Origin of the sequence: Streptomyces sp. WMMC500 (assembly GCF_027497195.1) — a bacterium.
GTDB lineage: Bacteria > Actinomycetota > Actinomycetes > Streptomycetales > Streptomycetaceae > Streptomyces.
The window spans coordinates 4,833,009-4,852,001 of record NZ_CP114905.1 but is presented as its reverse complement, the minus strand read 5'-3'; the positions used below and the strand labels follow the sequence as shown (position 1 = coordinate 4,852,001).

Genomic DNA, 18,993 nt, shown 5'->3' with positions numbered 1-18,993 from the left:
ACGCTCAGCCCTGACCGGTGTCCTCGCCCACGGGGAAGTTGCTGCGGAACACCCCCTGCGGGTCGCGGTCGCGCTTGACGGCCCGCAGGCGGGCCAGGCTCTCGGCGCCGAAGGCGGCCGCCGGGCTCTCGCCCGCGCCGAGGTACGTGAACGGCTTGCGGCCCGTGACGTACGGGCCGAGGGCCTTCACCAGCGCGTCCCGGCGGGCGGGGATGGCGGCGGCGACCTCGGGCGAGAACGGCACGCCGAAGAGGTAGAGAAGGTAGGGCTCGGCCAGCGCGCCGTGCGGCGAGTCCGAGGGCCGGCTCAGCGCGCCGCCCAGTTGCCGGAACTGGACGCCGATCAGCGGGGCGATCGGCTCGGCCAGCAGCGCGTCGATCACCGTGTCGTCGACGGCGGTGAGCAGCTCGGCGCGGCCCGAGCCGGGGCTGGGGTCGGTGGGCTCGTCGATGATGGTGCCCAGCTCGCTGAGGGGCAGCACGGCGCGGTTGTCGTCCATCCGGCCCTCGATCGCGTCGAAGGGGCGCAGCGACTCGGCCCCGGCGTCCCCGGCGCCCTCGCCGAGGTACGTGGCGTGGACGGCGACCACCGGCTCTGCCCCGGGGAAGTTCAGCAGCCCCGCCCAGACGGTCAGCTCGTCCGGCGCGGCGGCGGTCACCGTGCGGTAGGCGTCCAGCACCTCCCGGCTCCGCGCGGCCGGCCACAGCATCTGGCCGCCGTAGAGGGCGGGCGCCGGGTGGAGGCGGAACTCCGTCGCGGTCACGAGCGCGTAGTCGCCGCCGCCGCCCCTGAGCGCCCAGAACAGCTCGGGGTCGGACTCGGCGGTCACCCGGGCGGACGCGCCGTCGGCGTCGACGACCTCGAAGGCGGTGACGGAGTCCGCCGCCCAGCCGTGGGCGCGGCTGAACCAACTGAGGCCGCCGCCCAGCGTGTAGCCCGTCACGGAGACGACGGGGGAGCTGCCGGGCAGCCCGGTCAGCCCGTGCCGCGACGCCTCTTCCTGTACGCGTCCCCACTGCACCCCGGCACCGACCCGCGCGGTGCGCGCCGCAGGGTCGATCCGGACCTCGTCCAGGAGGCGGGTACGCAGCAGCACGGCGCCCTCCACCGCCCCCGAGGCGCCGTGCCCCCCGGGCTGCGCGGCCACGGCGACACCGGCCCGCCGCGCGTAGCGGACCAGCGCCGCGACGTCCTCGGCGTCGGCCGCCTCCACGACGCCGGCGGCGGAGGGCTGCCGCACCGCGAGGTTCCACGGCTGGGTGGCCGGCTCGAAACCGTCGTCGCCGGGCAGGAGCACCCGGCCGCGGACGGCGGAGCGGAGCTCTTCGAGGTTGCTCATGTCGGTTCCTTACGAAGTCGACAGCAAACGGTCCCGATCAGCATCCCGCGCGGGTCGGCCATCGGCGTACCGGGGGTACCCGCGGCGACCGGAACTTCCGGGACGAACAGGGCAGTACGGCCCCCCGGGGTGTACGGACGGGCCCACCGGTTCTACCGAATCTCCACCGCGTACATCCGCCCGTCTCTGCTGCCGACGTAGCCCGCCCCGCCGGCGACGAACGGCGACGACTCGACGGCCCCGCCGGTACGGAACGCCCACCGCCGCCGGCCCGTGGCGGCGTCCACCGCGTACAGGTGCTTGTCCAGGCTCCCGACGTAGACCGCACCGCCTGCGACCGCCGGCGAGGAGTAGACGGCACCGCCGGTGAGGCAGCGCCAGCGCGCCACGCCTGTGGCGGCGTCCACCGCGTACAGATGGCGGTCCCAGCCTCCGACGTAGACAACGCCGTCGGCCACGGTCGGGGACGACGAGACGACGGCCCGGGTGTCGAAGTCCCACCGGCCGAGGCCGGTTTCGGCGTCCACGGCGTACACACCGCCGTCCAGGCTCGCGATGTGCACGACGCCCTCCGCCACGGTCGGGGAGGAGTACACGCCGTCGCGGGTGGGGAACCGCCAGCGGACCCGGCCCGTGGCCGCGTCGACCGCGTAGAGGTTGCCGTCCAGGCTGCCGACGTAGACCGCGCCGCCGGCGACCGCCGGAGACGACTCGACGCCGGCCCCGGTGGCGAACGTCCACCGCACCGTCCCCGTCCGGGCGTCGACGGCGTACAGGCCGCCGTCCAGGCTGCCGACGTAGACGACCCCGTCGGCGAGCGCCGGCGACGAGCTGATGCCGGCGCGGGCGCTGAACGCCCAGCGTTGCTGGCCGGTTGCGGTGTCCACCGCGTACAGCATGCCGTCGAGGCTGCCGACGTAGGCGACGCCCCCGGCGACGGTCGGGGAGGAGTCGACGCCCCGGCCGGTGGCGAAGGCCCAGCGCGACTTGCCGGTGGCGGCGTCCACCGCGTAGAGGTTGCCGTCCAGGCTGCCGAAGTAGACCACGGCGTCCGCCACCGTGGGCGACGAGTGCACGCCGTCGCGGGTGGCGAAGGCCCATAACAGCCGCTCGTCGGCCGGGAGTCGGGGAGCCGGAGGCGGTACGGGCGCGGGCGGCGGGGAGGCGGCGGCGGGTCCGGGCGGGCCGGACAGGTGCGCGGTGTCCGCCGGGCCGTGGTCGTGCACGGGCAGCGTGGGGTGCGCCCCCTCCCCCGAGCCCGAGCCGGAGCCGGAGCCGGTGCCGCAGGGCCGGTTGAGCGCGGAGGCCGCGACCGGGCCCGCCGGCATCGCCCCGTACGGCCCCTCGGGCAGCCCCGAGAACGGCCCGATCGGTGGATCAGGGCGGGCGGGCGAGACCCGGGCGGGCGCGGCGTGGGTACGCGCGTGGAGGGCGCTCGCGACGGCCGGCGGAAGCCATCCGGTGTGGGCGAGCACCTGCGCGGCCGACCGCTCGCTCCCCGTGGCCGCCGCCAGGTCCGCCACCAGCGCCGGCACGGTGGGCCGCCGCGCCGGCTCCTTCGCCAGGCACCGCGCCACGACGGCGCGCAGCCCCGGCTCCAGCCAGTCCAGTACGGGTTCCTCGTACACGACGCGGTAGTTCACGGCGTGCGCCATGCCCGTCCCGAAGGGGCTGACGCCGGTGGCGGTGAAGACCAGCACCGCGCCCAGGGAGAAGACGTCGCCCGCCGGCCCCGTCGACACCCCTCTCACCTGCTCGGGGCACATGAACCCCGGCGTGCCCACTACCGTGCCGGGGCGGGTCAGGGCACCCGCCTCGCCCGCGGCCGAGATGCCGAAGTCGATGACCCGCGGCCCGTCCACGGCCAGCAGCACGTTCGCCGGCTTGAGATCCCGGTGGACCACGCCGGCCTGGTGGATGGCGCCCAGCGCCTCCGCCAGCCCCGCGCCCAGGGCGAGTACGGCGGGCACCCGCCAGGGTCCGTGCGCGTCCACGGCCTCGGCCAGGGACATCCCCGGCACGTACGCGGTGGCCAGCCACGCCGGTTCGCCCTCGGGGTCGGCGTCGACGACGCCGGCGGTGAAGAAGCCGTTGACGCGCCGCGCGGCCGTGACCTCCCGGACGAACCGGCGCCGGAAGTCCGCGTTCCCGGCCAGCTCCGTGCGCACCACCTTCACGGCGACCGCCCGGCCGCCCGGCGAACAGCCCAGGTACACCCGCCCCATGCCGCCGGCCCCCAGGCGGGCGAGGAGCCGGTAGGGGCCCACCCGCCGCGGATCTCCCCCCTCCAGCGCGTCGAACGCCGTCACGCCTTCCCCCCGCACCCTCCAGGTCGTCGGGCCGTCACGGGCGCTTCCCCCCACCCGGTCGCCCCCGTCGGAGGCCGCCTCAGCGCGACGGCATGTCACCGGCCGGCGGTGACAGGGGCAGCACACTACGGCTCCGGAGGCGGGCGGGCCGGGCGTCCAGAGGATTGCGCCGCGTGCCTCCGTGCGCCCCGGAATGCGCCCTCGGCGTACGCGGAACACCCTGCCGACAACTCGGCGTAGGCCGCCTGACCCTCTTTCGGTACGCGTCGGGGCGGGCGACGCGGGCGGGGACGCGGTGGGTGCCCATGTCCGGACGCGGGAGGGTCTGCGCCGCCCGGGGTTGTGTGAGATGGGTCACACCGCCGCACTCCTTATGGGGATTCTTCGTGCTCCGCGGGATTCCGGCGCTGGCACATTGTTCCGGCGTCGAGCACCCCTCCCCCTACGCGACCGAAGGGACGGCAGGACTGTGACGACGATCTACTGCCCGCGTTGCGACAGCCGGCACGACGCGGCGGGAGCGCCCTGGTGCGCGCCGCCGCGGGACGTTCCCGCGGTCCCGGAGATCTACGGGACCCTGGGCTCGCCGGTGTTGCAACTGCCCGCGGGGGCGTCGGGCGGACCCGCGCCCGAGGACCTGGAGCTGTTCGCGGACGGCAGCCGGCCGAGGGCGGCCGCGGCGGCGCCCGCGGCACCCGCGGCGGAGGAAGCCGCGGACACCGGCGACCGCGGCACAGGGGCGGAACTCGTCTTCGTACCGCCGGCCGCGCGGCACCGCCGCGCCAAGCCGCGCAAGCGGCGGCTGGCCGGGCTGGCGGCGGCCGGCATGACCGTGCTGTCCGGCGGGCTGCTCGCCGCGAACGCCATGGGCGGCGGCGGAGGGGCCCGTACGGACAACGCCGTGGCGCGGCCGGACACACCGGTGCAGCCGCTGCCGTCCGAGGAGCCCGACGGCGACGGCAGCCCCACCCCTGACGGCGACCGCCCCTCGGGCGCCGCGCGGCCCGGCGACGCGGAGTCCGCCGACCCGCGGACCCCGCCGTCGAAGGCGGCCCGCGACGCGGACCGGCCGACGAAGAGCCCGGCGCCCACCACGGACCGCCCGGCGCCGTCGACCACCACCCCGGCGGAGGGCCGGGTCACGGACCCGGACACGGCGGACCCGGAGTCGTCGTCCCCGTCCACCGGCACGCCGACGCCGACGCCCACGCCGAGCAACGAAGGCGGCGGCGGCAACGGCGGCGGTGGCAACGGCGGTTCGGGCGGCTCCGGCGACGGCGGCGGCTCCTCGAACGACGACGACGGCGGCGGCATCGACATCGACATCCCCCTCCTCCCGATCCTCTAGCAGGCACCCGCGCTTCACCCCTCGCCGGCCCGCACACCCGCGAACACCCCGCGGAACGGCAACGCGACGAGCAGCGCCGCCAGGACCAGACCCCCGCTCGCCCACAGCGGGCCGCGGTCCCCGGCGGCGCCGATCGTCCCCGCGGCGACCAGCGGCCCGGCCACGGCGCCGACGTTGAGCGCCGCCGTCGCGTACGCCCCGGCCATCGTCGGGGCGCCGGCGGCCTCGTACAGGACCCGGGCGATCAGCGTGCCGCCCACCGCGAACGACAGTGCCCCCAGCACGCACACCAGCCCGAGCAGCGCGACCGGGTACCCGGCCAGCAGCGCCAGCACCGGCCAGCCCACGAGCAGCAGCGGCCCGCCGGCCGCGACGACCGCACCCGGGCGCCGGTCCGCGAGCCGCCCGGCGAGGGTGACGCCCGCGAACGAACCGGCCCCGAAGAGCACCAGCACCACCGGGATCCACGCCTCCGCCAGCCCCGCGGTGTCGGTCACCAGGGGCGCCAGGAAGGTGAAGCTGCCGAACGTGGCCGCGTTCACCAGCGCGCCGAGCAGCATGACGAGGATCAGCCGCGGGCTCCTGAGCCGCGCGATCTCCGCGCGCAGCGCGGACCCGCCGGCTGCGCCCTGCCGACCCCGCCGCCCGGGGATCCCCGCGAGGATGCCGAGCGCCGCGGGCAGGCACAGGGCGGCGACCGCCCAGAACGTCGCCCTCCAGCCGAACGCCGCGCCCAGCAGCGATCCCCCGGGCACCCCGGCGATCGTCGCCGCCGTCGTGCCGGAGAGCAGGACGGCGAGCGCACGCCCCTTCCGGTCGGGCGGTACGAGGCCGGCGGCGGTGGTCAGCGCGACGGCGAGGAAGCCCGCGTTCGCGAGCGCGGCGACGACCCGGGTGGCGAAGAGCACGGCGAAGCCGTCGGTGAGGGCGCCGACGGCGTGCGCCGCCGAGAACACCAGGACGAACGCGAGGAGCGTGCTCCGCGCGGGCAGGTTACGGGCGAGCGCGGCCACGAGCGGGGCGCCCACGACCATCCCGATCGCGAACGCCGAGGTGAGGGTGCCTGCCGTACCGACGGAGACGTCGAGGTCGGCGGCGATGTCCGGCAGCAGGCCGGCGAGCATGAACTCCGAGGTGCCCATGGCGAACACGGCCAGGGCAAGCAGATAGAGCGGCAGGGGCATCGGGGGGCTCCGAGACGAGGAGAGGGAGAAGAAGGGGGCAAGGCGTCTCGGTCACCGCGGTCGGCGCCCCTGGGCGCGCGCCGGGCCGGCCGCGCTAGGCGGCGGGGCGGCGGGTTCGCGGACTCAGTGGTTCAGGGGGCTGACGGCGTCACCGAAAGCCCCCGCCCTGTCCGACTCGGGGCTCGACATGACGCGCACGCTACCGGAGGGGTGGCGCGGGGGGCACACCGGTTTTCCGTACGCACCGCCCGTACGACCCGCATACGACCCTGATACGACGCGCGCACGATCCGCCTACGAGCCGCGTACGACCGGCCTACGGCCCGCGCACGACCCCCGCACGACCCGTGCGGACTCCGGGCCGCGGCCCGCCCGCGCCCGACGCACCGGCTTGCCGCCCACCGGCCCGCGCCCCCCACGTACTCAGCCCCACGCCGCCTCCCCCACCGCCGCGCCCAGGAAGGCCGCGCCCGACCCCACCGCGAGGCTCGCGCCCGCGTACGCCGCCGCGTACCGCCCCCGCCCCTCCTCCGCCAGCCGCAGCGTCTCGTACGAGAACGTCGAGTACGTCGTCAGCGCCCCGCACAGCCCCGTGCCGAGCAGCAGCCGCACCGACTCCGAGGCGGCGCCGGCGAGCGTCGCGCCCGCGAGGGTGCCGAGGACCAGGCAGCCGGCGACGTTGACGGCCAGCGTGCCCCAGGGGAACGGCGAGCCGTGGCGCACCTGCACCGCCCGGTCGGTGACGTACCGCAGCGGCGCCCCGACCATCCCCCCGGCGATCACGAGCAGCCAGTTCACGCGCCCCCCTCCCCTGGGTCGTCCCCGCCCGGCGACCACCGCCGCACCGCCCGCCGCGTCACGGCCTGCGCCGCCCACACCGCCGCCAGCGCCGCGGCGAGCGTCAGCGCCAGGTACGCGACCCCCGCCCCCGCCCGGCCCTCCTCCACCACGAGCCGCCGCACGTCCACCGCGTACGTCGAGAACGTCGTGAACCCCCCGAGCACCCCGGCGCCCAGGAACGGCCGCACCAGCCGGTGCGCCGTCCGCGCCTCCGTGATCACGACCATCAGCACGCCGATCGCCGCGCACCCGCAGACGTTCACCGCCAGCGTCGTCCACGGGAAGCCCGCCGGCTCCGTGGGCCACAGGAGCCCCGCGCCGTAGCGGGCCGCGGACCCCAGGCCGCCGCCCAGCGCGACCGCCGCCACCGGCGCGCCCTGGCCGCGCCACCGGTCCCCGGGCGGCGGCGCGGGCCGCGTCACCTCCACGTCGGGGTCGATCGGTGCTGCCGGGTGAACCGGCCCTGCGTGCTCGCCGGGCCGCGGGGCCTTCGTCATCTGCGCACCTCACCCACTCGCCGCGGCGCGCGGCAGCGCGCGCCTTCCGTCGCAAGCAGGGACCGTTGGCGGCGTCCGGCGCCGCGGTTCGGGTACGGCGGGCCCCACCGCCGTCGGCGGCGGCCCGCCGGGCTAACCGGGGGCCGTCACCGCCCTCCCAGGCTACCGCCGCACCCCCGCCCCGCCCGTGCCGCCTCGCACGCCCCTCACCTGCGTATGGATCCCGTCAACGCCGCCCCTCGCCTCGTCAGGACACCGTCAACGCGTGTCACACCCGCACCTGGGCGGGGTTTCCCTGGACGTGTCCGTCAGATCCGACCTGACACCGACACCGTCTAGGAGCACCCGATGGCCGACGTGGCCTTCGTCGTCACCACGATCGCGATCTTCGCGCTGGTGGCACTCATCGCCCGAGGGGTGGCCAAGCTGTGACCGCCGAGAACCTGGTGGGCCTCATCGTGGCCGTCGCCCTGCTGGGCTACCTCATCCTCGCCCTCGTCTTCCCCGAGAGGTTCTGAGGTTCCGCGATGAGCCCGATACTCGCTGACGTGCTCCAGGTGTCGGCGCTGGTCGTCGCCCTCGCGCTCGTCCACCGTCCCCTCGGCGACTACATGGCCCGGGTCTACGCCGGCAAGAAGCACAGCCGCGTCGAGCGCTGGATCTACCGCGCTGTCGGCGCCGACCCCGACGCCGAGATGCGCTGGCCCGCGTACCTGCGCGCCGTGCTCGCGTTCTCCCTGGCCGGCGTGGTCTTCCTCTATCTCCTCCAGCGGTTCCAGGACAAGCTGCCGCTCTCCCTCGGCTTCGCGGCGATCAGCCCCGACCAGGCGTTCAACACCGCCGCGTCGTTCGTCTCGAACACCAACTGGCAGTCGTACTCGGGCGAGTCGGCGATGGGCCAGCTCACCCAGACCGGCGGCCTGGCGGTGCAGAACTTCGTCTCGGCCGCCGTCGGCATGGCCGTCGCGGTGGCGCTGATCCGCGGCTTCGCCCGCTCCCGCACCGGCGAACTCGGCAACTTCTGGGCGGACCTGGTGCGCGGCACGCTGCGCATCCTGCTGCCGCTCGCCGCCGTCGCGGCCGTGCTGCTGGTCGCGTGCGGCGCGATCCAGAACTTCTCCGGCACGCAGTCCGTGACGACCGTGACCGGCGGGACGCAGCACCTCACCGGCGGCGCCGTCGCCTCCCAGGAGGCCATCAAGGACCTGGGCACCAACGGCGGGGGCTACTACAACGCGAACTCCTCCCACCCCTTCGAGAACCCGAACGGGATCTCCAACCTGCTGGAGATCTTCCTCCTGCTCGTCATCCCGTTCGCCCTGCCGCGCACCTTCGGCAAGATGGTCGGCAGCGTCCGGCAGGGCTACGCGATCGTGGCCGCCATGGCCGGCATCTGGCTGGCCGGCGTGGTCGCCGTGACCTGGCTGGAGGCCGCGCACCCGGGCACCGCCGCGCAGTTGGCGGGCGGCGCGATGGAGGGCAAGGAACAGCGGTTCGGCGAGGGCTCGTCGTCGCTCTTCGCGGTCTCCACGACGATGACGTCGACCGGCTCGGTCAACTCCTTCCACGACTCCTTCGGCGGACTGTCGGGCGGCGTGCTGCTGTTCGGCATGATGATCGGCGAGATCGCGCCCGGCGGGGTCGGCTCCGGACTGTACGGAATGCTGGTCATGGCCGTCGTCGCGGTGTTCCTCGCCGGGCTGATGGTGGGCCGCACGCCCGAGTACCTGGGCAAGAAGCTCGGGCCGCGCGAGATGAAGCTCGCGGCCTGCTTCATCCTCGTCACCCCCGCGCTGGTGCTGACCGGCACGGCGCTGGCGATGGGCACCGGCAACGGCGAGTCGTCGATGACGAACACCGGCCCGCACGGCTTCTCCGAGGTCCTCTACGCCTACACCTCCGCCTCCAACAACAACGGCAGCGCCTTCGCGGGCTTCGCGGCGAACACCGGGTTCCACAACACCGCGCTCGGCCTGTGCATGCTCCTCGGCCGGTTCCTGCCGATGGTGTTCGTGCTGGCGCTGGCCGGCTCGCTCGCCGCGCAGCGGCCCGTACCGGCGTCGGCCGGGACGCTGCGTACCGACAAGCCGCTGTTCACCGGCGTGCTGGTGGCGTGCATCGCCATCGTCGCCGGACTCACCTTCTTCCCGGCGCTCGCGCTCGGGCCGCTCGCCGAAGGACTGGCCGCATGACCCTCCAGACACAGACACCCCCTTCCGCGCCGCACACCGCCGGCCCGGATCCCGTACGGCACGCGCCCGCACCCCGGGTCGCCGGCGGGCTGTTCGACCCCGCGCAGTTGCTCCGGTCCGTACCCGACGCGCTGCGCAAGCTCGACCCGCGGACGCTGGTGAAGTCGCCGGTCATGTTCGTGGTCGAGATCGGCTCGGTGCTGACCACGGTCCTCGCGGTCACCGACCCCGGCGACTGGTTCGGCTGGGTCATCGCCGCCTGGCTCTGGCTCACCGTGATCTTCGCCAACCTGGCGGAGGCGGTCGCCGAGGGCCGCGGCAAGGCGCAGGCCGACACCCTGCGCAAGGCGAAGACCGACACGGTCGCCCGCCGCCGTACGGCCCACGGCGAGGAACGGGTCCCCGGCACCGGCCTGCGCGTCGGCGACCACGTCGTCTGCGAGGCGGGCGACGTCATCCCCGGCGACGGCGACGTGGTCGAGGGCGTCGCCTCCGTCGACGAGTCCGCCATCACCGGCGAATCGGCGCCCGTGATCCGGGAGTCGGGCGGCGACCGCTCCGCGGTCACCGGCGGCACCAAGGTGCTCTCCGACCGCATCGTCGTCCGGATCACCGCCAAGCCCGGCGAGACGTTCATCGACCGCATGATCGCCCTGGTCGAGGGCGCGGCCCGGCAGAAGACCCCGAACGAGATCGCGCTGAACATCCTGCTCGCGTCGCTGACGGTCGTCTTCCTCCTGGCCGTCGTCACGCTCCAGCCGTTCGCGGTCTACGCGGGCGCCGAGCAGTCCCTCGTCGTGCTCGCCGCGCTGCTCGTCTGCCTGATCCCCACCACCATCGGCGCGCTGCTCTCCGCGATCGGCATCGCGGGCATGGACCGGCTCGTGCAGCGCAACGTACTCGCCATGTCCGGCCGCGCCGTCGAAGCCGCCGGCGACGTCAACACCCTTCTGCTGGACAAGACGGGCACCATCACCCTCGGCAACCGCCAAGCCGCCGAGTTCTGGCCCGTCGGCACCACCGAGGTCGCCGACCTCGCCGACGCCGCACAACTCTCGTCCCTCGCGGACGAGACACCGGAAGGCCGCTCCATCGTCGTCCTCGCCAAGGACAAGTACCGGCTCCGCGAACGCCCGCGGGGCGAACTCGCCCACGCCACCTGGGTGCCGTTCACCGCCCAGACCCGCATGTCCGGCGTCGACGTCGACGGGCGGCAGGTCCGCAAGGGCGCCGCCGGCGCGGTCACCGCCTGGGTCCGCGAACACGGCGGCCGGGTGGACCCCGAGGTGGACGAAGTCGTCGACGCCATCGCCGAGTCCGGCGGCACGCCGCTGGTCGTCGCCGAACGCGCCGCCGACGGCCCCGCGCGCGTCCTCGGCGTCATCCACCTCAAGGACGTCGTCAAGGAAGGCATGCGCGAACGCTTCGCCGAGCTGCGCCGGATGGGCATCAGAACCGTCATGATCACCGGCGACAACGCCAAGACGGCCAAGGCCATCGCCGCCGAGGCCGGCGTGGACGACTACCTCGCCGAGGCCACGCCCGAGGACAAGATGGCCCTCATCAAGCGCGAGCAGGCCGGCGGCAAGCTCGTCGCCATGACCGGCGACGGCACCAACGACGCCCCGGCGCTCGCCCAGGCCGACGTCGGCGTCGCCATGAACACCGGCACCTCCGCCGCGAAGGAGGCCGGGAACATGGTCGACCTCGACTCCGACCCCACGAAGCTCATCGAGATCGTGGAGATCGGCAAGCAGCTCCTCATCACCCGCGGCGCGCTGACCACCTTCTCCATCGCCAACGACGTGGCGAAGTACTTCGCGATCATCCCCGCGATGTTCGCCGCCGCCTACCCGAGCCTGGACAGGCTCAACATCATGCAGTTGTCCTCGCCGGAGTCCGCGATCCTCTCCGCGGTCGTCTTCAACGCGCTGGTCATCGTCGCGCTGGTGCCGCTGGCCCTGCGGGGCGTGCGGTACCGGCCGGTCAGCACCGACCGGATGCTCCGCCGCAACATCGGGGTCTACGGCTTCGGCGGCCTGGTGGCCCCGTTCGCCGGCATCAAACTGATCGACCTCGTCGTCTCGCTCATCCCCGGTATCGGCTGACGGAGGCCGAGAACACATGAACACTTCCGCACGCTCCACCGCCCGCCTGCTCGTCAGCGCGCTGCGCGCGCTGCTCGTCCTCACCGTGGTCACCGGCGTGATCTACCCGCTGGTGGTCACGGGGATCGCGCAGGGCGCGTTCTCCGACAAGGCCAACGGCTCGAAGGCCGAGCACGAGGGCCGTACGGTCGGCTCGAAGCTCATCGGCCAGAGCTGGAACCTGGAGGGCACGGACAAACCGGACCCCCACTGGTTCCAGCCCCGCCCCTCCAACAGCGCCTACGACCCGCTGACCACCGGCTCCTCCCAGCTCGGCGCCTCCGACCCGACCCTGCTGAAGTCCGTGAAGGAGGCACGGCAGCAGGTCGCGGCCTTCAACGACGTGCCGGTCGGGGACGTCCCGAAGGACGCGGTGACCGGCTCGGGCTCGGCGATCGACCCGCACATCTCCCCGGCGTACGCGGAGCTCCAGATCGACCGGGTGGCGAAGGAGAACGGCCTGTCCGAGCCCCAGGTCGAGGACTTGGTGAACGCCCACAAGGAGGGCCGCGACCTGGGCTTCCTGGGCAACGAACGGGTCAACGTCCTGGAACTGAACCTGGCGTTGGACGAGCTGGCGAACCGCTGACCCACGGCGGGCCCGGCCTTCACTCCCCCGGGCCGCCCGTCAGGGGAAGCCGAGCATGCCGGGCGAGTCGATGTCGACGGTGACCACGCCCGGCGGGTAGTGACCCTCGCCCGCGGTCAGCAGGATCGACATGCCGGTGAACTCGGCGCGGGGCAGGGCGCAGTACAGCGCGTGGCAGGTGTCGGAGGCGCCGTAGCCGTCGCGGATCATCGTGCCGACCGAGGCGGCGGCCATGGTGTCGAGCGGGTCGACGAGAGGGCACCGCGCCGGTGTCGAGGATGATCAAGCGGCGGCGCCCCGCGCGGCTCGGGCCTTCTCGGCGGCCATCTTGTAGATGTTGCCGAGGACGTCGGGTGCCTCGTCGAACTCCTCGTCGCTCAGGTCGATGCCGATCAGACGGCGGGCGACCTCGCGATCGGCTGCCAGGCGCTCAGCCCGCTGTGCCGCCGTCGGCTGCTCAGCGGCGAGGGCTTCGACAAGCTGCCCCAGGCTCACCCCCCGCTCCTTGGCGAGCTCCGCCAAGTGATCGCGGACCTCCCGGGGGACCTGAATCGTCGTCGTAGCCATAGCCCTACTATAGGCCGCCCTCAGCCTGTCGCCACCGCCTGTCCGGCACGTGCACGCCGCGGGGCGAAACTCGACCCCGGTGGGCGAATTGCCCCGGTTCGGCGGGCGGGTTACCGCGAGTTACGGCCCCTCTTCTCCGCCGGAGCAGGCGGCGGCCTTCGGGAAACGGCCCGGGCCCCGGGGACCCGGGTCGGACCGGGTCACGGCTTGGCGGCGTGCAGGAGGTGCAGGCCGCGGGCGTGGACCGCGTGGTGCCGTACGTCGAGGCCGGCCGCGCGGCACTGGTCGGTGAGCCACCGGGGGGACAGGCGCAGCTTGGGGTAGCTGCCGGTGTTCAGTTCCCAGCCGTCGGCGCGGCGGGTGTGGACCAGGTCGTGGACCAGGACGGTGTCCTCGTCCCGGTAGTCGAGGAAGCAGGTGAGGATCCGGTCGCCGGTGGCGCGGACCGGGATGAACCGCTCCGGACCGTGGAGTTCGCGGGTGAGGTCCCGGTAGGTGGCCACGAAGCTCCCGCCGGGGCGCAGCGCCTCGGCGGCGTCCGCGATCAGCTCCCGCACGTCCCGCCGGGCGGGCAGGTGCGGGAGCGTGTCGCCCATGCACGCGACGACGGCGAGGGAGCCGGGGGAGGCGAGCCGGGGCAGGGCCCCGCGGATGTCCCGGTGCACGGTGCGGACGGCCCGGCCGTGACCGGAGCGCCCGGCCAGCTCCGTCAGCTCCTCCAGGAGGCGGGCGCTGGTGTCCACCGCGGTCACGGAGGCGAACCCGAGCGAGGCCAGGGCGAGCGTCTGCGGGCCCGGGCCGCAGCCGAGGTCCACGGCGGCTTCCTCCTGCGCCGGAGCCGCCAGCCCCAGCTCGCGGAAGAGGTCGGCCTGCGCCGCCGCCGCTTCCCCGACGTCGCCGCCGAGCATCCAGGTGTAGTGCTCGGCGAGGAGGCTGTCGTAGTGGTCGGCAGCGGTGGCCATGCGGGTCCTTTCGTGGAACGGATCGATCAGGTGGGGGAGGGCGCGTCCCCGTCGCGTACGGCCGACTCGCCCGTGAGCACCCAGGCGGCGAGGTCGCGGAGGTACACGTTCGCCCGGGCGCCCTCCAGGGCGTCCCCGAGGGCGGCCCGGTAGGTCGGCGTCGCCGCCGCGTAGCGCCGCGCGCCCGCCGGCGTGATGCCCGTGGTGACCGTCCGCCCGTCGCCGGCCCCGGACGACCGCGCCACGAGCCCGCGGTCCTCCAGCCGGCCGACCAGCCGGGTCACCGTGCTGTCCTTGAGCCCGATCCGATCGGCCAACTCCCCCATCCGCAGGGCGGAACCGCCGTCCGTGCGGCTCAGCGCGCACAGGGCCCGGTACTCCGACAGCGGCAGGCCGTGCTCGTGCTGCAGGGCCCTGTCCAACTCCTTTTCCACCCGCCCGAGCAGCCGGACGGCCATGCACCACCGGTCGTCCTGCGCATCGTCGGCGGGACGCGGCTCTCGGGGACTTCGGGGCTCGGGCATCACGTGGCTCACGCGGCGGAGTCTATTTGCTTGGCGAAGCAAGTAACACCACGCCGAGGCCACCGGGGCCGAACTGGCCGTTCACCGCCGCGCCGGCCGGACCGTAGCGTCTGCGGCGGAGGGGATACGCAATGGCCGTGATCGCGCATGTCAGCGACATCCACATCGACGACGACCGCAGCGTCCGCCGCACCCGCGCGGTGGCCGACTACCTGGAGGGCCTGCCGTACGACCTGGACCTCGTCCTCGTCACCGGTGACGTCGCCGACCACGGGACGGACGAGGAGTACGCCGCCGCGCGGCGGCTGCTCGACCTGCGGCATCCGGTCCTGGTCTGCCCCGGCAACCACGACGACCGTGCCGCCTTCCGGCGCGGGCTGCTCGGGGAGGCGGATTCCGCGGACCCCGTCGACCAGGTGTACCGGGGGGCCGGGTTCACGGTGCTCGCGTGTGACTCGTCGGTGCCCGGGAAGCCGGAGGGGTGGCTCGGGGACGGGACGCTGGCGTGGCTGGAGGAGGAGGCGGGGCGGGCGCCGGAGGGGGATGCGGTGCTCGTCGCGTTCCATCATCCGCCGGTGGCGCTGCACGTGCCGTACGTCGACGGGATCCGGCAGTTCGACGAGGCGCGGCTCGCGGAGCTTGCCGGGCGGCATCCCCGGATCACCGCCTTCCTCGCCGGGCACGCGCACACCGCCGCGGCCACCACCTTCGCCGGGCGACCGCTGCTCGTCGCGCCCGGGGTCGTCAACACCGTCCGGCTGCCCTGGGAGCGGCGCGCGCACGCCGACCACCACGTCCATCTCGACCAGCCGCCGGCCCTGGCGTTCCACGTGCTGGACGAGGACCACCGGCTGACCACCCACTACCGGGTGATGTCAACCGAAGGTTGACGCAAGGTCGAGTGTCAACCTACGGTTGTCAGCATGACGGAACCGGAACGCACGACGAATCCCGTACGCCTCGACGACCTGATCGAGGCGATCAAGAAGGTCCACACCGACGTCCTCGACCAGCTCACCGACGCCGTCGTCGCCGCGGACCACCTCGGCGAGGTGGCCGACCACCTCATCGGCCACTTCGTCGACCAGGCGCGCCGCTCCGGCGCCTCCTGGACGGACATCGGCAAGAGCATGGGCGTCACCCGCCAGGCGGCCCAGAAGCGGTTCGTGACCAAGGGCTCGGAGGGCGGTCTCACCCTCGACCCGAGCGAGGGCTTCGCCCGCTTCACCCCCCGCGCCAAGAACGTGGTGATGGCCTCCCAGAGCGAGGCCCACGCCGCGGGCAACACCGAGATCGGCCCCGCCCACCTCGTCCTCGGGCTGCTCGCCGAGCCGACCGCCGTCGGCGCGGCGGCGATCACCGCGCAGGACATCCTGCTCGACACCGTGCGGCAGGAGGCCGCGGCGGCGCTGCCGTCGCCGGCGGAGGGCACGGTCCCGGACCTGATCCCGTACAACGCGGAGGGGAAGAAGGCGCTGGAGCTGACGTTCCGCGAGGCGCTGCGGCTGGGCCACAACTACATCGGTACGGAGCACATCCTGCTGGCGCTGCTGGAGCAGGAGAACGGCGACGGCGTGCTGTCCCGGCTCGGCGTCGACCGCGCGGCGACGGAGGCGCACATCGCCGCGGCGCTGGCGCCGCTTCAGCAGGGCGGGGGCGCTTAGGCGCCCGTCATACCTGCTCGAAGTGGAACGCCTTGATGAAGCAGTCCCTGGGCTGGGAGACCGCAAAGAGGACGCACTCCACGAGTGACTGCGCGGTCAGTGCGTCCTGCGCCCCGCGCGGTGTGGTCTCCCATTCCTCCGCGAGCGGATCGGGGTTGTCGAAGTCCGGCGGGTAGAGGGAGATCACCCGGACTCCCCGGGGCCGCAGGCGCTTGGAGAGGATCTCGGCGAACCCCGCCTGGGCGCTCTTGGCCGCGTAGAAGGCGTCGTGCGCGTCCGAGCGGTGGTGCCCGGCCGTGCCGCAGGCGGAGACCATGGTCACCACGTCCGGCCTTGCCGAGTTGAGCAGCAGGGGGAGGAAGTTCTTCACGGTCAGGAGGGTGCCGGTGGCGCCGGACGCGACGGTGTCGACGATGTCGGCGTCGGAGGCGGAGACGAGGTCCGGTCCTTCGAGGTAGCGGGAGCCGTTGTTGATCAGCACGTCGACACGGTCGGTGTGACGGCCGACGCCGGCGGCGAACTCCCGGATCGCGGCGGGGTCCGTCAAGTCGCAGGAGAAGGCGTGCACGTGCCGCTGCCCCCGCTCGCGGATCTCGTCGCGGACCCGCTCGGCGGCGGCCAGGTCCCGGGCGGAGAGGAAGACCTCGGCGCCGAGGTCCGCGAGCCGGAGGGCGAGGGTACGGCCGAAGTCACGGCCGGCGGCGGTGATGACCACGCGGTGGTCGTCGAGTCTCATGGGCACGCACGCTCCTGCTTCGTGGGTCGGGCATGCCGATCTTCTCAGTAGCCCACCGTGAAGCGCGTGCGGTGGTGCTTCGGCTGCTCCGCCTCGTCCAGGAGCGCCACCGCGAAGTCCTCCATGGAGATCGACGACTCGCCCGCGTCGTCGACGACCAGTTCGTCCGCGCCCAGCCGGTACCGGCCGGTGCGCTCGCCCGGCAGGATCAGGTGCGGCGGGCTGGCGTACGTCCAGTCCGCGTCCGGCCCCGCCGCCCGGCAGACCGCCAACTGGACGGCGCAGGCGCGGGCGATGGGCAGCCACTCCGCCGGGAAGTCCGGGCCGTCCATCACCGCGACGCCGCCGCTGCCCGGCAGCGTGAGCGTGGCGGACCCGCCGACCAGCATCAGGCGCACCCCCGACGCCGCCGCCCCGGCGAGCAGGCCCCGCGCCATCGCGGGCAGTTGGTCCTCGGCGCCGGGCGCCGGGCGGGTGGCGCCGACGATCAGGTCCTGCCCGGCGCCGAGCGCCGCGACGGCGGCCGCGTCGGCCGCGTCGCCGGTGCGGACGCTGACGCCGGGGGGCAGGGCGCCGGGCCGCCGGGGGGTGCGTACGACGGCGGTGACCTCGTGGCCGCGGGCGCGGGCCTCGGCGGCGATGCGGCTGCCGATCTGGCCGGTGGCGCCGAAGACGGTGACACGCATACGCATCAGGCGGCGCTCCCCTGCCGTGCGGGAGGGGAGGCAGTCGTGCCGGCACCGTACGGCGCACGCTGCGCGGCGGCCGGCGACGCAGGGTCCGGGTCCGGGTCCTGGTCCGGGGCTGGGGCCGACAAGGGCGCAGGGCCGTGATCCGACCGCGGCGCGCCCGGGGCGGTCCCCTGCCCGGAGCCCCGGGCCCGACGCGCCGCCCCCACCAGCTCCGCCAGCCACAGCACCACCGTCCCGCCCGCCAGCACCGCGCCCAGCGCCGACACCGCCGGCCACCCGCCCCGCGCCCACACCACGGACGTCAGCGCCGAGCCGACCGCCCCGCCCGCGAAGAAGCTGGTCATGAAGGCGGAGTTGATGCGGTTGCGGGCCTCGGGGCGGAGGGCGTACACGACGGCCTGGTTGCTGATCAGCACCGCCTGCTGCGCGGCGTTCAGCCCGACGATCCCCACGACGAGCCACGGCAGCGACCCGCCCGCCACGCCGAGCACCACCCACGAGCCGGTCAGCAGCACCACGCCCGCGCCGGTCACCGCCTGCACGTGACCGCGGTCGTTGAGCCGGCCCGCGAACGTCATCGTCACCACGCCCACCGCCCCCAGCAGCCCGAACAGCCCGATCGCCGACTCCGACCAGCCGTACGGCGGCCGGGCCAGCAGGAACGTCAGCGCCGTCAACTGCACGCTGTACGAGGCCAGCGACAGCGCCCCGAGCACCGACCGCCGCCGCAGCACCGGCTCCTCGCGCAGCAGCGCCACCGTGGAGCGCAGCAGCGCCGGGTACGACATGCCCGTGCCCGGGGCCGCCGGCAGGCGCGGCAGGTGGCGGTGGAGGAGAACCGCCATGCCGGCCATGAGCAGGGCGTTGACCCAGTAGATCGTGCGCCAGCCGCCGAGTTCCGACAGCGCCCCTGAGGCCGTACGGGCCAGCAGCCCGCCGAGCAGGATGCCGGACATCACGACGCCGACGACCCGCCCGCGCTCCTCCGGCGCCGCGAGCCCGGCCGCGTACGGCACGACGACCTGCGCGCCGACGGACGCCAGCGCGGTGAGGACCGTACCGGCGAGCAGCACCGGCCCGTTGGGGGCCGCGGCGGTGAGCGCGAGGAACGCGGCGGTGGCGACGAACAGCGCCACCGACAGCCGCCGCCGGTCGGTCACGTCGCCGAGGGGGACGAGGAGGATGAGGCCCAGCGCGTACCCGGTCTGCGCGGCGGTGACGACGAGCGCGGCCAGGGTGCTGCCCACGTGCAGGTCGCGGCCGATGAGGTCGAGGAGGGGCTGGGCGAAGTAGTTGCCCGCCACGGACAGACCGGTGGCGGTCGCCATGAGCAGCAGCAGTCCGCGGCCGAGGGCGGCGGGCTCCTGCCGGGGTACCGAGTCCGTTGTCATGCACCCAGACTC

19 protein-coding genes are annotated in these 18,993 nt (G+C 74.5%); 7 read left to right on the top strand and 12 right to left on the bottom strand.

The window, feature by feature from the left end:
* Window positions 1-4 precede the first annotated feature (4 nt).
* Entirely contained in the window at window positions 5-1,339 is a 1,335-nt protein-coding gene (locus O7599_RS20905) for an FAD-binding oxidoreductase (protein ID WP_281617123.1), read from the bottom strand.
* Between the two features lie 152 nt (window positions 1,340-1,491).
* Window positions 1,492-3,648 (bottom strand): serine/threonine-protein kinase, encoded by a 2,157-nt coding sequence (locus O7599_RS20900; protein ID WP_281617122.1) that lies wholly within the window; start codon window positions 3,646-3,648, stop codon window positions 1,492-1,494.
* A 469-nt stretch (window positions 3,649-4,117) separates the two neighbouring features.
* Here O7599_RS20900 and O7599_RS20895 point away from each other — a divergent pair, with 469 nt between their 5' ends.
* Entirely contained in the window at window positions 4,118-4,996 is an 879-nt protein-coding gene (locus tag O7599_RS20895; RefSeq protein ID WP_281617121.1) for a hypothetical protein, read from the top strand.
* A gap of 14 nt (window positions 4,997-5,010) precedes the next feature.
* Here O7599_RS20895 and O7599_RS20890 read toward each other — a convergent pair whose 3' ends face one another.
* The 3 genes from O7599_RS20890 to crcB (O7599_RS20880) all read right to left on the bottom strand — a co-directional run bounded on the left by O7599_RS20890 (window position 5,011) and on the right by crcB (O7599_RS20880) (window position 7,517).
* Complete coding sequence (locus O7599_RS20890) at window positions 5,011-6,180, bottom strand: Cmx/CmrA family chloramphenicol efflux MFS transporter (protein WP_281617120.1); 1,170 nt, start codon at window positions 6,178-6,180, stop codon at window positions 5,011-5,013.
* A gap of 423 nt (window positions 6,181-6,603) precedes the next feature.
* Window positions 6,604-6,978 (bottom strand): fluoride efflux transporter CrcB, encoded by a 375-nt coding sequence (gene crcB / locus O7599_RS20885; protein ID WP_281617119.1) that lies wholly within the window; start codon window positions 6,976-6,978, stop codon window positions 6,604-6,606.
* Complete coding sequence (gene crcB / locus O7599_RS20880; protein WP_281617118.1) at window positions 6,975-7,517, bottom strand: fluoride efflux transporter CrcB; 543 nt, start codon at window positions 7,515-7,517, stop codon at window positions 6,975-6,977. Before crcB (O7599_RS20880) ends, crcB (O7599_RS20885) begins: the two co-directional genes overlap by 4 nt.
* A gap of 428 nt (window positions 7,518-7,945) precedes the next feature.
* Here crcB (O7599_RS20880) and kdpF point away from each other — a divergent pair, with 428 nt between their 5' ends.
* Genes kdpF through kdpC form a run of 4 tightly spaced genes read left to right on the top strand, consistent with a single transcriptional unit; the run spans window position 7,946 to window position 12,445 of the window.
* Window positions 7,946-8,035, top strand: a complete 90-nt coding sequence (gene kdpF, locus O7599_RS20875) for a K(+)-transporting ATPase subunit F (RefSeq protein ID WP_281617117.1) — start codon at window positions 7,946-7,948, stop codon at window positions 8,033-8,035.
* Between the two features lie 9 nt (window positions 8,036-8,044).
* Window positions 8,045-9,709: a potassium-transporting ATPase subunit KdpA gene (gene kdpA, locus O7599_RS20870; RefSeq protein WP_281617116.1), complete on the top strand. Its 1,665-nt coding sequence runs from the start codon at window positions 8,045-8,047 to the stop codon at window positions 9,707-9,709.
* A complete protein-coding gene (kdpB, locus tag O7599_RS20865) occupies window positions 9,706-11,817 on the top strand; it encodes a potassium-transporting ATPase subunit KdpB (RefSeq protein ID WP_281617115.1) in 2,112 nt (703 codons plus the stop codon). The genes kdpA and kdpB overlap by 4 nt, the downstream gene beginning before the upstream one ends.
* A gap of 16 nt (window positions 11,818-11,833) precedes the next feature.
* Window positions 11,834-12,445 (top strand): potassium-transporting ATPase subunit KdpC, encoded by a 612-nt coding sequence (kdpC, locus tag O7599_RS20860; RefSeq protein ID WP_281617114.1) that lies wholly within the window; start codon window positions 11,834-11,836, stop codon window positions 12,443-12,445.
* A 39-nt stretch (window positions 12,446-12,484) separates the two neighbouring features.
* On the opposite strand, the gene O7599_RS20855 is transcribed toward kdpC, so the two are convergent.
* The 4 genes from O7599_RS20855 to O7599_RS20840 form a co-directional block, all read right to left on the bottom strand.
* Window positions 12,485-12,679, bottom strand: coding sequence for a hypothetical protein (locus O7599_RS20855; RefSeq protein ID WP_348652556.1), 195 nt, complete (start codon window positions 12,677-12,679; stop codon window positions 12,485-12,487).
* Window positions 12,680-12,727: 48 nt separating this feature from the next.
* Window positions 12,728-13,012 carry a hypothetical protein gene (locus O7599_RS20850; RefSeq protein ID WP_281617113.1) on the bottom strand — a complete coding sequence of 95 codons (285 nt, stop codon included), beginning with the start codon at window positions 13,010-13,012 and terminating at the stop codon, window positions 12,728-12,730.
* Between the two features lie 200 nt (window positions 13,013-13,212).
* Window positions 13,213-13,974, bottom strand: a complete 762-nt coding sequence (locus tag O7599_RS20845) for a class I SAM-dependent methyltransferase (RefSeq protein ID WP_281617112.1) — start codon at window positions 13,972-13,974, stop codon at window positions 13,213-13,215.
* Window positions 13,975-14,000: 26 nt separating this feature from the next.
* A complete protein-coding gene (locus O7599_RS20840) occupies window positions 14,001-14,510 on the bottom strand; it encodes a MarR family transcriptional regulator (protein WP_281617111.1) in 510 nt (169 codons plus the stop codon).
* A gap of 119 nt (window positions 14,511-14,629) precedes the next feature.
* On the opposite strand from O7599_RS20840, the gene O7599_RS20835 reads away from it, so the two are divergent.
* On the top strand, window positions 14,630-15,388 hold the full coding sequence (locus O7599_RS20835; protein WP_281617110.1) for a metallophosphoesterase: 759 nt from the start codon (window positions 14,630-14,632) through the stop codon (window positions 15,386-15,388).
* 33 nt (window positions 15,389-15,421) lie between these two features.
* Complete coding sequence (locus O7599_RS20830; RefSeq protein ID WP_281617109.1) at window positions 15,422-16,162, top strand: Clp protease N-terminal domain-containing protein; 741 nt, start codon at window positions 15,422-15,424, stop codon at window positions 16,160-16,162.
* Between the two features lie 7 nt (window positions 16,163-16,169).
* Here the strand turns inward: O7599_RS20830 and O7599_RS20825 are convergent, their stop codons facing one another.
* The 3 genes from O7599_RS20825 to O7599_RS20815 are packed head-to-tail and all read right to left on the bottom strand — an operon-like array spanning window position 16,170 to window position 18,981.
* Window positions 16,170-16,898: an SDR family oxidoreductase gene (locus O7599_RS20825; RefSeq protein WP_281617108.1), complete on the bottom strand. Its 729-nt coding sequence runs from the start codon at window positions 16,896-16,898 to the stop codon at window positions 16,170-16,172.
* A gap of 44 nt (window positions 16,899-16,942) precedes the next feature.
* Window positions 16,943-17,590: an NAD(P)H-binding protein gene (locus O7599_RS20820; protein WP_281617107.1), complete on the bottom strand. Its 648-nt coding sequence runs from the start codon at window positions 17,588-17,590 to the stop codon at window positions 16,943-16,945.
* Entirely contained in the window at window positions 17,590-18,981 is a 1,392-nt protein-coding gene (locus tag O7599_RS20815) for an MFS transporter (protein WP_281617106.1), read from the bottom strand. Before O7599_RS20815 ends, O7599_RS20820 begins: the two co-directional genes overlap by 1 nt.
* Window positions 18,982-18,993 lie beyond the last annotated feature (12 nt).

What these genes read in the sequence shown, in the direction of transcription:
- O7599_RS20845 (WP_281617112.1), bottom strand. Translation starts at nt 13,974, where the DNA reads ATGGCCACCGCTGCCGACCACTACGACAGCCTCCTCGCCGAGCACTAC.
- O7599_RS20830 (WP_281617109.1), top strand. Translation starts at nt 15,422, where the DNA reads ATGACGGAACCGGAACGCACGACGAATCCCGTACGCCTCGACGACCTG.
- kdpC (WP_281617114.1), top strand. Translation starts at nt 11,834, where the DNA reads ATGAACACTTCCGCACGCTCCACCGCCCGCCTGCTCGTCAGCGCGCTG.
- O7599_RS20855 (WP_348652556.1), bottom strand. Translation starts at nt 12,679, where the DNA reads ATGGCCGCCGCCTCGGTCGGCACGATGATCCGCGACGGCTACGGCGCC.
- O7599_RS20850 (WP_281617113.1), bottom strand. Translation starts at nt 13,012, where the DNA reads ATGGCTACGACGACGATTCAGGTCCCCCGGGAGGTCCGCGATCACTTG.
- O7599_RS20820 (WP_281617107.1), bottom strand. Translation starts at nt 17,590, where the DNA reads ATGCGTATGCGTGTCACCGTCTTCGGCGCCACCGGCCAGATCGGCAGC.
- crcB (WP_281617118.1), bottom strand. Translation starts at nt 7,517, where the DNA reads ATGACGAAGGCCCCGCGGCCCGGCGAGCACGCAGGGCCGGTTCACCCG.
- O7599_RS20825 (WP_281617108.1), bottom strand. Translation starts at nt 16,898, where the DNA reads ATGAGACTCGACGACCACCGCGTGGTCATCACCGCCGCCGGCCGTGAC.
- O7599_RS20815 (WP_281617106.1), bottom strand. Translation starts at nt 18,981, where the DNA reads ATGACAACGGACTCGGTACCCCGGCAGGAGCCCGCCGCCCTCGGCCGC.
- O7599_RS20890 (WP_281617120.1), bottom strand. Translation starts at nt 6,180, where the DNA reads ATGCCCCTGCCGCTCTATCTGCTTGCCCTGGCCGTGTTCGCCATGGGC.
- O7599_RS20835 (WP_281617110.1), top strand. Translation starts at nt 14,630, where the DNA reads ATGGCCGTGATCGCGCATGTCAGCGACATCCACATCGACGACGACCGC.
- kdpA (WP_281617116.1), top strand. Translation starts at nt 8,045, where the DNA reads ATGAGCCCGATACTCGCTGACGTGCTCCAGGTGTCGGCGCTGGTCGTC.
- kdpB (WP_281617115.1), top strand. Translation starts at nt 9,706, where the DNA reads ATGACCCTCCAGACACAGACACCCCCTTCCGCGCCGCACACCGCCGGC.
- O7599_RS20905 (WP_281617123.1), bottom strand. Translation starts at nt 1,339, where the DNA reads ATGAGCAACCTCGAAGAGCTCCGCTCCGCCGTCCGCGGCCGGGTGCTC.